The following is a 10,532-nucleotide window of genomic DNA, read 5'->3' as shown; positions in this document are numbered from 1 at the left end:
GGGGCGGAGCGGTCACGGGTAAAGCAAAGGCCGGCCAGTGCGCCGGCCGCGGAGCCGTCAGCCGGCGGAATGGGGGTCGGCCATGGCGACCACCACCTTGCGCGGCCCGCTGAAGGGCGTGCGGGCATGGGCGGCCAGCATGTTGTCGAGCATCATCACGTCGCCGGTCTGCCACGGGAACAGCACCGTCTCCTCGGCCAGGACCGCACGGATGGCGGCGAGGTCGGCCGGATCGATGGGGCCGCCGTCGGCGTGATAGACGTTGCGCGGCAGATCCTCCTCGTCGAGGATGTCGAGCAGCGCCGCCCTGGCTTCCTCCGGCAGGTTGGAGACGTGGAAGAGGTGGGCCTGGTTGAACCACACCGCCTCGCCGGTCACCGGATGGCGGGCCGTCGCCTGGCAGATCTGGCGCGTGCGCAGTTCGCCATCCTCCTTCCAGTCGCAGAGGATGCGATGGTCGCGGCAATAGGCCTCCACCGCCGCGCGGTCGTCGGTGTTGAACACCCGCTGCCAGGGCACGTCCAGGCCGTTGCCGTAATTGCGGACATACATCAGGCCGCGCCGCTCGAACCGTTCGCGGATGTCCGCGGGAATCCGCCGGTGGATCGCCCGGCTGTCGGCGATCGGCGTCTCGCCGCCGACCGGAGCCGCCTGGACGCAATGGAACCAGATCCGCATCGGCCAGTCGCGGGTATAGGCCTGCTCGTTGTGCAGCGGGATGTGCTGGTCGGCCGGATATTCGGTGGAGGTGTAGACGCCCGACGTCACGTTGGTCCGCGGGGTCGACCCGAACTCGTAGCTCAGCAGCGGATGGCCGAAGGCGGCGGCGAAGGCGCGGAAGCGCTCGACCGACTGCGCCGCCGGGCCCAGCGCGAAGCCGCGGAAGAGGATGCCGGCGCAGCGCGGCAGCCAGTCGCGCACCAGCGGCTCCACGGCGGCGAAGGCGTCGAGCAGGTCCACCTGCGGATCGCGCGCCCGCACCAGCAGCGGCAGGCCGCCGCGCGCATGGGGAAAGTCTTCGATCGTGAAACTACGCTCGGCCATGGGACCCTCATGAAATCAGGCGGTCGCGGCGATGGCGTCGGGGCGGTCCGCCGGCCGGCCCAGCCATTCCGCCAGCCGGTCGAGAAGCGGACGCTCGTGGGCGCGCAGGAAGAAATGGTCGCCGTCGAACATCTCCAGGGTGGATTCCCCCCGTGTCTCCGCCGACCAGGCCCGCAGCCGGTCGGCGGCGATGTCGTCCTGCATACCGCCGAACACCCGGATCGGGCAGTCCAGCGGCGGACGGCGGCGGTAGGCATAGCGGCCGCACAGCAGGAAGTCGGCGCGCAGGACCGGCAGGGCCATCTCCAGCAGGTCGCGGTTGCCGAACACCTCCTCCGCCGTGCCGCTGAGCCGGCGCATCTCGGCGATCAGCCCGTCATCGTCCAGCGGCTCGGCCCAGCGCCCGTCCTCGCGCCGGCTGGGAGCGGCGGCGGCCGAGGCGAAGAGCATCCGCGGCTCCCCCAGGCCACGCCCACGCAGCGCATGGGCCAGCTCGAAGGCGAGGAGACCGCCCAGGCTGTGCCCGAACAGGGCGAAGGGACCGCGCGTTTCCGGAGCCAGCTCGTCCGCCAGCTCGACGGCCAGGGCCGTCAGGTCGGTCCTGGGCGGCTCGTCCATCCGCCGGCCGCGGCCCGGCAGCTCCACCGGCACCACCTCCAGCCAGGACGGAACGAGGCGCTTCCAGCGCGCATAGATCATCGCGCTGGCGCCGGAATAGGGGAGGCAGAGCAACCGCATCGCCGGTGCTGCCGCGCGGCCGGAAGCGGGCGTGGTCGCGGACGTCATCGCGCGGCGGCTTCGTCCATCTGGCGGCGCAGGCTGAGCGGCCGCATGTCGGTCCACACCTGCTCGACAAAGGCGAGGCAGTCGGCCTTGGGGCCGCTCTTGCCCGCCTCGCGCCAGCCGGCCGGAACCGCCTTGTAGTCCGGCCAGATGGAATATTGTTCCTCGTGGTTGACCAGCACCTTGAAGGTGATGTCCTCGCGGTCGAACGCCATCGCTGTCCTCGTTCACTGTCGGGAGTGGGACGGCATCCCGGTCCAGCCGCTCACGCGGTCAGCACCCGGCGCCTTCCTGCACTATTGGACGAAGCAGCGCGGCGAATCGTTAGGAGGAATTTGCGATTCCTTCGCAACAACCGGCAGGAGGGTCAGCGGACCAGCCCGACCGGCTCTCCGGAATCCGGATGCGGGATCACCGCCATCGGCAGGCCGTAGATGGCGCCCAGCCGGGCGGAGGTCATGATCTCGGCCGGCATGCCGCGGTCGATCAGCCGTCCGCCATGCAGGGCGACGATGTCGTCGCAGAAGCGGGCCGCCATGTTCACGTCGTGCAGCACCGCGATCACCCCGATGCCGCGCTCGCGCGACAGGCGGCGGACCAGCGCCAGCACCTCCACCTGATGGGCGACGTCGAGCGCCGAGATCGGCTCGTCGAGCAGCAGGCAGCCGGCGTCCTGCGCGATCAGCATGGCCAGCCACACCCGCTGCCGCTCGCCGCCCGACAGGCTGTCCACGAGGCGGTCGGCGAACCGCGCGGTGTCGGTCAGCGCCAGCGCCTCCTCCACCTTGCGGGCATCCTCCGCCCGGAAGGCTCCGAGCGCCCCGTGCCAGGGATAGCGGCCGAGCGCCACCAGCTCCCGCACCAGCAGCCCGGAAGCCGGCGGCATGTGTTGCGGCAGGTAGCCGATCCGGCGGGCGAGCGCCCGTTGCTTCCAGCGGTCCAGCGGCTGGCCGTCGAACAGCACCCGCCCGCCGCTGGGCAACTGTTGACGGGCGAGGATCTTCAGCAGGGTCGATTTGCCGGAACCGTTATGGCCGATCAGCGCGGTCACCCGGCGGGGAAACAGGTCGCAGGACGGCAGGTCGAGCAGCAGGCGGCCGGGCAAGGAGAAGCTCACCCCCTCGATCCGGAACATAGGCTCGGCAGGCGGCGTGGCCGGGAGCACTGCCGGGTGCGCTGCCAAAGGCGCAGCTGGAGACGTCATGCGGAAGTCCTGCGGTCTGATGGAGCGGCCGGCGGGGTCCGCCGCCAGTAGGCGACGGTCAGCATGCGGTCGCGGTCGATGCCGCGTCCGCGCAGATGGTCGCGCAGGCGGCCGAGGTCGTCGAACTCGCAAGCGACCCAGGCGAACAGGGTGGACGGGTCGGACGGCAGCGCCAGGGCGCGCACCGCCTCCACCAGCGGCCCCTCGTCGGCCCCGGCATCCCGGCGGTGCAGCCAGCGGACGGCGATGCCGGCAGGGGTCCGAAGCGGCACTTCGTCCGCCGCGTCCTCCACCTCGATCAGGGCGATGCCGCGGGCGTCGGCGGGCAGCTCCTCCAGGATGCGGGCGATGGCGGGAAGTGCGGTCTCGTCGCCGGCAAGCAGGTGCCAGGATGCCGGGCGGATGCCGAGCCCGCAGGGACCGGACATGCCGCAGAGGTCGCCGGGCCGCGCCCGCCGGGCGAAACCGGCACCGGGAGCGCCATCGGAAGCTCCGGCGGGATGCCCGCCATCGGCATGAAGGACGAAGTCGATGTCCAGTTCGCCCGCCTCGGCGTCGATGCGCCGAAGGGTGTAGTAGCGGACCGCCGGCCGCCGGTCCGGCTCGGGCCAGAGTGGCCGCCCGTCGGGGCCGGGGCGCGGCCAGGACGGAACCGTCGCCCCATCCGGCGGCAGATAGAGGCGGACATGCAGGTTGTCCGGCGTGGCGAAGCGGCCGAGATCGCAGCCCTGGAAGGTGACGCGGCGCAGGCGCGGCGTCAGATCCAGGACGGCGGTGACCCGGATCTCGCGGAAGTCGGCGAAAAGCGGTCCGGTCTCCACGTCGCCGGTCCAGACGATGGCGACATCCTCCCCCAGCAGGCCGACCAGCTGCTCGCCGACGGAAGCGCGCAGCCGCTCCAGGAGCCCCCGGTCCTCCGCCTCCGCCCGCAGATGCAGCCCATCGGCCCCGACGGTCAGCGCCAGCCGTCCGAACGCGCCGCTCGCCGCCAGCGTGCCGCCCTCCCGGACAAAGGACAGGCCGTAGGGCTCGGCGGCGGCGACCAGCCGGCCGGCGGCAGCGGAGGGCCGGTCGTGGGGGATCGCGGTATCGCAGGAGAAGCGGGGCATCAGCGCCGTCCCAGCAGCCAGAGAAGAAAGGGTCCGCCGATCACCGAGGCGAGCAGCCCGGCCGGCACCTGATAGGGAAAGATCACGCTGCGGCCGAGCCAGTCGGCCATCAGCATGATCAGGCCGCCGAGCATGGCGGAGCCGGCGAGATGGGCCGCCGCCCGCTGCAGGCCGAGCATGCGGGCCAGATGCGGCCCCATCAGCCCGACGAAGCTCAGCGGTCCGACGATCAGCGTCGCCGCCGCGGTCAGCAGTGCCGACAGGCTGAACAGCGCGATGCGGCTGAGCGACGGGCTGACCCCCAGCGCGGCGGCCACCCCGCCGCCGAGCGGCAGCAGGTCGAGCCAGCGGGCGACGAAGGGAATGGCGCCGATGGCGAGCAGCGCCAGGAGAAGCGCCACCAGCCCGTCGGTCCACCCCACCATGTAGGTGGAACCGGACAGCCAGGTGACGAGTGTTTGCAGGCGCGGATCCTGGCCGGCCATCAGGACGGCGACGACGACGCCGGAAATCGAACTGGTGGCGATGCCGGCCAGCAGCAGCCGGTCGGGCGAGAAGCCGTCCTTGCGGCCGAGCGCCAGCATCGCCGCCAGCACCGCGACCGCCCCCGCCCCGCCGGCCGCGATCTGCGCGCCGCGGTCCGGGGCGTCCGCCGAGAACATCAGCACGATCACGCCGAGAATCGCACCGGATGAGACGCCGAGGATTTCGGGCGCCGCCAGCGGGTTGCCGGTCATCCGCTGCAGCATCGCGCCCGCGACCGCAAGCATGGCCCCGCCGGACAGGGCGGCCAGCGCCCGCGGCAGGCGCCAGGATGCCAGCGCGGCAAGGTCGCCGCCGGCACTCCACTCCCAGCCACCCGGCCCGGAACCGAAGGCGACGGCCATCCACAAGGCAAGCGGCAGCAGCAGGGCGGCCCCGGCGAGCACCAGGGCCGGCCGGGACGCTCGTGGCGGCGGTGGCGCGCTGGACAGGGCCGGAGGTGCCGAACTGCGCAGCCGCGGCAGCAGCCACAGCAGCATCGGCACGCCGAGCACCGCCGTGACGGCGCCGGTCGGCAGTTCCCGGTAGGTGATGGGCGCCATCAGCACCAGGGCGTCGGTCGCCCACAGCAGGGCGGCGCCGCACAGGGGCGCCCACAGCATCCGCTGCCCCAGCCGGCGGGCGCCGGCCATGCCGACGATGGTCGGCGCCGCCAGCCCGACGAAGCTGACCACGCCGACGGCGGCGACCGTCAGGGCGGCCAGCATCACCGCGATCAGCAGCCCGGCCAGACGGGCGCCCGCCACCGACAGCCCCAGGCTGCGCGCCCCGCCCTCCCCCAGGCCAAGCAGGACCAGCGGGCGCAGCACCAGCATGGCGGCGACCGCCAGCACCGCCAGCCGGGGCGCCAGGAAGGCGGCCATGCCCCAATCCTGCTGGTCGAGGAAGCCGGCGCCCCACAGGAACAGGCCGATCAGCAAATCGTGGTTGAACAGCACCATCACGCCGCTGACCGACCCGGCATAGAGGCTGAGGACGAGGCCGGCCAGCACGACGGTGACCGGCGACAACCCCTTGCGCCAGGACAGCGCCAGCAGCGCCGCCGCCGACAGCCCGGCCCCGGCCAGGGCGACCCATTCCCGCCCCAGCGCCAGAACGTCCGGCAGCCACAGGGTGGCGACGGCCAGCGACAGGTGCGCGCCGGCGGATATGCCGAGGGTGGCGGGCTCGGCCAACGGGTTGCGCAGAACCTGCTGCAGGATGGTGCCGGCAAGCCCAAGCGCCGCCCCGACCAGCAAGGCGACCGCGAAGCGCGGAAACAGGACGTAATGGGCGGCAAGCTGGTCGAGCCGCGCCGGATCGGGATCGACCAGCGCCCTCCACCACAGCGCCGGCGGCAGTTGCCGGTCGAGGACCAGAAGGGAAGCCAGTCCGGCCAGCAGGAACAGGCCGGTCACCGGCCATGCGGGACCGAACCGGCGGGGCGGGGTCGGGATCGCGGTGTCAGCCATGGCGCTGCGGAAGCCTTTCGCCGAGCAGGCGGACGAAGCGTTCCGCCGTCGGGACGCCGCCATAGAACAGGATGGGCGGCAGGATGGTGACCCGGTCTTCGCGCAGGAAGGGCAGCCCGGCGAACAGCGGCAGGTCGGCCAGCGCCTCCAGCGCCCGCTTGCCCTCGCTGCCGATGTTGACCAGTCCGGCATCGGGGCGTCCGGTAAGCCGGTCCATGGTCACGGTGGCGTGGCCGTAGGGGCCGCTTGGACCGGTCCAGGCATTCTCGATCCCAAGCCGGTCGAGGACATCCTGGTAAAGGCTGTTGCGCCCGTGGATGAGGACGCGGCGCCCGTCGAGGACGCTGAGAACATAGAGCGGGCGCCGCTCCCGCCCGATCAGGCCGGCACGCGCCTCCTCCAGTGCTTCGTCGAGCCGGGCGATTGCACGGTCAGCCGCATCCACCATGCCGAGGCCGTCCGCCAGCCCGCGCAGGGAGGCGATGGCGAAGGCGAGCTGACCGCGCGGTCGCCCGCCCTCGACGGATCCGGTGTCGAAGGATTGATAGAGGGTCAGCGGGGCGATCCGTTCCAGCCGGCCGCGCACGGCGGACAGCATGCCGTCGGTGACGAAACGCGCCGGCGCCAGCCGGTCGAGAAGTTCCAGGTTCGGCTCCGCCCTGGCACCGATGTCCGCAACGCCGTCCGGCACCGCCGGCTCGATCACGGAGCGACGATACCGGTCGATCTCGGGCAGGCCGCGCGGAACGATGCCCAGCGACAGCAGGGCCTGCGCGCTCGTCCAGTCGAGCGCGCAAATCCCGCCGGCCGCCTCAGCCACCGCCGGCCGCGCGCCGCCGGCCAGGAGGCCGAACGACAGCGCTGCGGCGGCGTGGAGGAACCGGCGCCGGTCGACGGCTCCGATCATCCCGGGCATCGGCCGCAACGGTCCCGCCTTACCAGCTGTACTTCAGCGTCGCCAGGATCTGGCGGCGGTTGCCGTACAGCACGGTGTTGTCGTAGAAGCCTGCCGAATAATACTTCTTGTCGGTCAGGTTGCTGACGTTGAGCGCCACGCTGGCCCCCTCCAGTTCGGACCGCAGGGCGCCCAGGTCGTAGCGGACGGCGGCGTCGACCAGCGTGTAGTCGGGGATGGTCTCGGTGTTGCCGGCGTTCTTGGACGTGCCGACATAGCGCGCGCCAACCCCGAGGCCGAGACCGGTGAGCGGACCGGACTTGAAGGTATAGTCGCCCCAGGCCGACGCCATGTGGCGCGGAATCCCCTTCGGACGCAGCCCGACCGAGCTGGCGGTGGAGCCGACGGCCGGATTGTCCTTCGTGATTTCGGCATCGACGAAGGCGTAGGAGGCGATCAGGCTGGCCTCCTCGGTCAGCTCCATCTTGCCTTCCAGCTCGATGCCGCGGCTGCGGATCTCGCCCTCCTGCACGGCATAGCCGCTGAAGACGGGGTCGTTGGTCGTCACGTTCTGCTGGGTGATGTGGTAGAACGATGCGGAGATGAAGCTGTTCCAGCCATTCGGCTGGTACTTCACGCCCACCTCGTACTGGGTGCCGGTGGTCGGCTCGAACGTCCCGCCGCCACGTTCCGGCGCATAGGTGCCGGTTGCCGGCTGGAACGAGGTCGCGTAGCTGGCATAGGGCGCGATCCCGTTGTCGAAGACGTAGCCGATGCCGGCACGGCCGGTGAAATGCTTGTCGCGCGCGGTCTGGAAGCTGCTGGACAGGTTGTCGATCTCCTTGTCCACCACCCAGTCCTGCCGGCCGCTGAGGGTCAGGATCCAGTTCTCGTAGCGCAGCTGGTCCTGGATATAGGCGCCGATCTGGGTCAGGTTGCTCTTCCCGTTCACCCAGGGGTCGGCATAGGTGAAGTCCGTCGCCGGGTAGGTCGGGTTGAAGATGTCGACCACCAGCGCGTTCAGCGAATTCCGCCGCTGCTCCTTGCCGGAATAATAGCCGTAGTCGACGCCGGCCAGGATGGTGTGCGACACCGGACCGGTGGTCATCTTCCCCTGGACGTTGGTGTCGAGCAGATAGGTGTTGGTGCTCTTCGGGCGGTCCTGCACCCCGACCGGGTAATAACGCCCGTCCACCACCTCCACCGGCCAGGCGGTGCTGAAGGCGCTGACGAAGTTGACCCGCGAATGCATGTAGCGGGCATTCTGGTGGACGGTCCAGTTCGGGCTGATCTCGTGCTCGATCTCATAGCCGACCGAGGTGTTCTGCACCTTCCAGTCGGAATAGCCGGGAACGCCGAAAAAGAGATCGGTGCCGATCTGGTCCAGCGCATTGCGGGGAATGCTCTGCTCCGCCCCGCTCATCTTCAGCTTCTGATAGCTGGCGAGCAGGGTCATCTTGGTCTTGTCGGTCGGCTTGAAGGTCACGGCCGGCGCGATGTAGAGGCGGTCGTCCGGCGCGTGGTCGACCTGGGTGTCGGACAGGCGGCCGAGACCGGTCAGGCGGTACAGCACCTTGCCGTCGCCGTCGACCGGCCCGCCGAAGTCGAAGGCGGCCTGGCGGCGGTCGAAGCTGCCGGTCTGCAGCTGGATTTCATGCAGCGGCTTGGCGGTCGGTCGCTTGGTGGTGAGATTCACCACGCCGCCGGGCGAGGTCTGGCCGAACAGGACCGACGAGGGCCCCTTCACGACATCGACGCGCTCCAGCCCGTAGGGCTCGAAATTGGTGTCGTAGTTGTTGAAGCCGGCCCGCAGGCCGTCGCGGTAGATGCCGAACAGATTGAAGTCGCGGAAGCCGCGCATCGAGAAGTCCGGGGCGCCGGGGCCACCCGGATAATCGACCACGGCGATGCCGGGCGAGTAGGCGACCGCACCGGCGAAATCCTGCACCGCGCGCTGGTCCAGCTCCTTGCGGGTCACGACGGAGATCGTCTGGGGGATTTCGATCAGCGGCGTCTCGACCTTGGTGCCGACGGCGCTGCGGGTCGCGACATACCCCTCGGTGCCGCCGACGACGCCCTGAACGGAAATCGGGTCGAGAACCATGCCGTTGGCGGCCTGCCCGTCGCCCTGGCCGGCTTTGCCGCCGTCCGTCGCCTGCTGCGCCAGACCGGCCGGCTGGTTCGCCAGCAGCGCCAGACCGGCCATCGTCGTCGCCAGCAGGAAGGCTTTCAAACGCCCGCGCTTGCCCGTCGGCAGACGACCGGCCGGTGCGGCCGTCCCAACCTCGATCTCCATCTCAATACCCCCAGCTGAAGCTCTATCCGACGGGCTCCGCTCCCTCGCGAAATCCGTCTCCCGGCTCTAAGACGAAGGGGGTAGGCGAATATTAAGGGGAATCTTTCATACGTACGGATTTATCGTGCGCGGCCGTCGTCGACGACGGCTCCGACAGGCCGGGGCAGCGGTCGAAGAAGTCGCGGCGGTCGAGCACCATCAGCGCGGCGCGCTTGTGCGGGAAATCGAATTCCCGTTCGCGCAGGAACCCCAGGGACTGCATGTGCCCGATCATGCGGGCGTTGTCGGCCCGCGGCTCCGACACCACGCGGCCGGTGCGGGCATCGGACAGGAACAGCCAATGCACCAGCGCCGGCAGCCAGGACCGGACCTTGTGCGGTCCACGGTGATGCTCCTCCCCCACCAGCATGTGGATGCCGCGGTCATGATCGCCCGGCGCGCAGAAGGGCGCGATACGGTCCTCCTTCGCCCAATAGGCCTCGAAATAGGCGAAGGGTTCGTCGTCGAAGCAGCCGATCAGCGTCTGGACATGCGGATCCCCGGCCAGCCCCTCCAGGTAGGCGCGGTGCCTCAGGAAGTCGCCGCCCTCCTGCCAGAAGGCCAGCACCCGCGGATTGTTCTGCCAGCGGTTGAAGCGCTCCAGGTCGGCGTCGATGTCGAGGCTGCGCAGCGAAATCCACAGGCCGAGCGCCGGGTCGAACCGGCGGTACAGTTCCCCCGCCGGCTTCGGCGGCCTGCAAAGATGCGCCCCATCGCCGTGCGCAATGGCCGGATAACCGGTGGTGCCCGGACCGCGCAGCCAGGGGCCGGGCAGTTGCCAGAAGGCGTCGCGCCGGCAGATGGCACCGCCTCCGCCATCGGCGAGCAGCAGGCCGGATCGCAGCGCCTCCGGATCGGGCTCGATGCCGCGCCAGACAAGGATTCGGCAGGCCGGATCGCGGGTGAACAGCCAGCAGGCCGCCGCCCAGGCGGCATCCGCCGAAAGCGGGTCGGGCAGACCGGGGGGCAGACCCGGGGGCCGGTCGGGAATAAGGGCGACGCCGCCCTCCATCGGTTCGCAGGCGGCCGACAGCAGCGGACGGCCGTCGATGGACAGCCGCACACGGCCGGGCTCCGCCCCGGCGGTCAGCCGGCGGCCATCAGGCAACGGCAGGGTATGCGATGATGTCATGGTGGCGGTTTCCAGTGTTTGCGCCCGCTGCCGCCG

Annotated in this window: 9 protein-coding genes; all 9 read right to left on the bottom strand. The window is 70.7% G+C overall.

Going from position 1 to position 10,532, the window contains the following annotated elements:
* Positions 1–57 precede the first annotated feature (57 nt).
* Positions 58–1,044, bottom strand: coding sequence for a TauD/TfdA family dioxygenase (locus AL072_RS22305; protein ID WP_045584372.1), 987 nt, complete (start codon positions 1,042–1,044; stop codon positions 58–60).
* Between the two features lie 15 nt (positions 1,045–1,059).
* Positions 1,060–1,830, bottom strand: a complete 771-nt coding sequence (locus tag AL072_RS22300; protein WP_045584371.1) for a thioesterase II family protein — start codon at positions 1,828–1,830, stop codon at positions 1,060–1,062.
* Positions 1,827–2,042 carry an MbtH family protein gene (locus AL072_RS22295; RefSeq protein ID WP_045584370.1) on the bottom strand — a complete coding sequence of 72 codons (216 nt, stop codon included), beginning with the start codon at positions 2,040–2,042 and terminating at the stop codon, positions 1,827–1,829. The genes AL072_RS22300 and AL072_RS22295 overlap by 4 nt, the downstream gene beginning before the upstream one ends.
* Before the next feature lie 152 nt (positions 2,043–2,194).
* Entirely contained in the window at positions 2,195–2,944 is a 750-nt protein-coding gene (locus AL072_RS22290) for an ATP-binding cassette domain-containing protein (protein ID WP_342669614.1), read from the bottom strand.
* 83 nt (positions 2,945–3,027) lie between these two features.
* A complete protein-coding gene (locus AL072_RS22285; RefSeq protein ID WP_052710258.1) occupies positions 3,028–4,140 on the bottom strand; it encodes a siderophore-interacting protein in 1,113 nt (370 codons plus the stop codon).
* Complete coding sequence (gene fhuB, locus AL072_RS22280; protein WP_045584368.1) at positions 4,140–6,134, bottom strand: Fe(3+)-hydroxamate ABC transporter permease FhuB; 1,995 nt, start codon at positions 6,132–6,134, stop codon at positions 4,140–4,142. Before fhuB ends, AL072_RS22285 begins: the two co-directional genes overlap by 1 nt.
* Positions 6,127–7,041, bottom strand: coding sequence for an ABC transporter substrate-binding protein (locus AL072_RS22275; RefSeq protein ID WP_052710257.1), 915 nt, complete (start codon positions 7,039–7,041; stop codon positions 6,127–6,129). The genes fhuB and AL072_RS22275 overlap by 8 nt, the downstream gene beginning before the upstream one ends.
* Positions 7,042–7,069: 28 nt before the next feature.
* Positions 7,070–9,325: a TonB-dependent siderophore receptor gene (locus AL072_RS22270; RefSeq protein WP_045584367.1), complete on the bottom strand. Its 2,256-nt coding sequence runs from the start codon at positions 9,323–9,325 to the stop codon at positions 7,070–7,072.
* Positions 9,326–9,416: 91 nt separating this feature from the next.
* Positions 9,417–10,496 (bottom strand): GNAT family N-acetyltransferase, encoded by a 1,080-nt coding sequence (locus AL072_RS22265; RefSeq protein WP_045584366.1) that lies wholly within the window; start codon positions 10,494–10,496, stop codon positions 9,417–9,419.
* Positions 10,497–10,532: the final 36 nt, after the last annotated feature.

It is taken from the genome of Azospirillum thiophilum (assembly GCF_001305595.1).
Classification (GTDB): Bacteria; Pseudomonadota; Alphaproteobacteria; order Azospirillales; family Azospirillaceae; genus Azospirillum; species Azospirillum thiophilum.
Note: the sequence above shows the minus strand (reverse complement) of the source record. Positions and strands in the feature narration are given on the sequence as shown.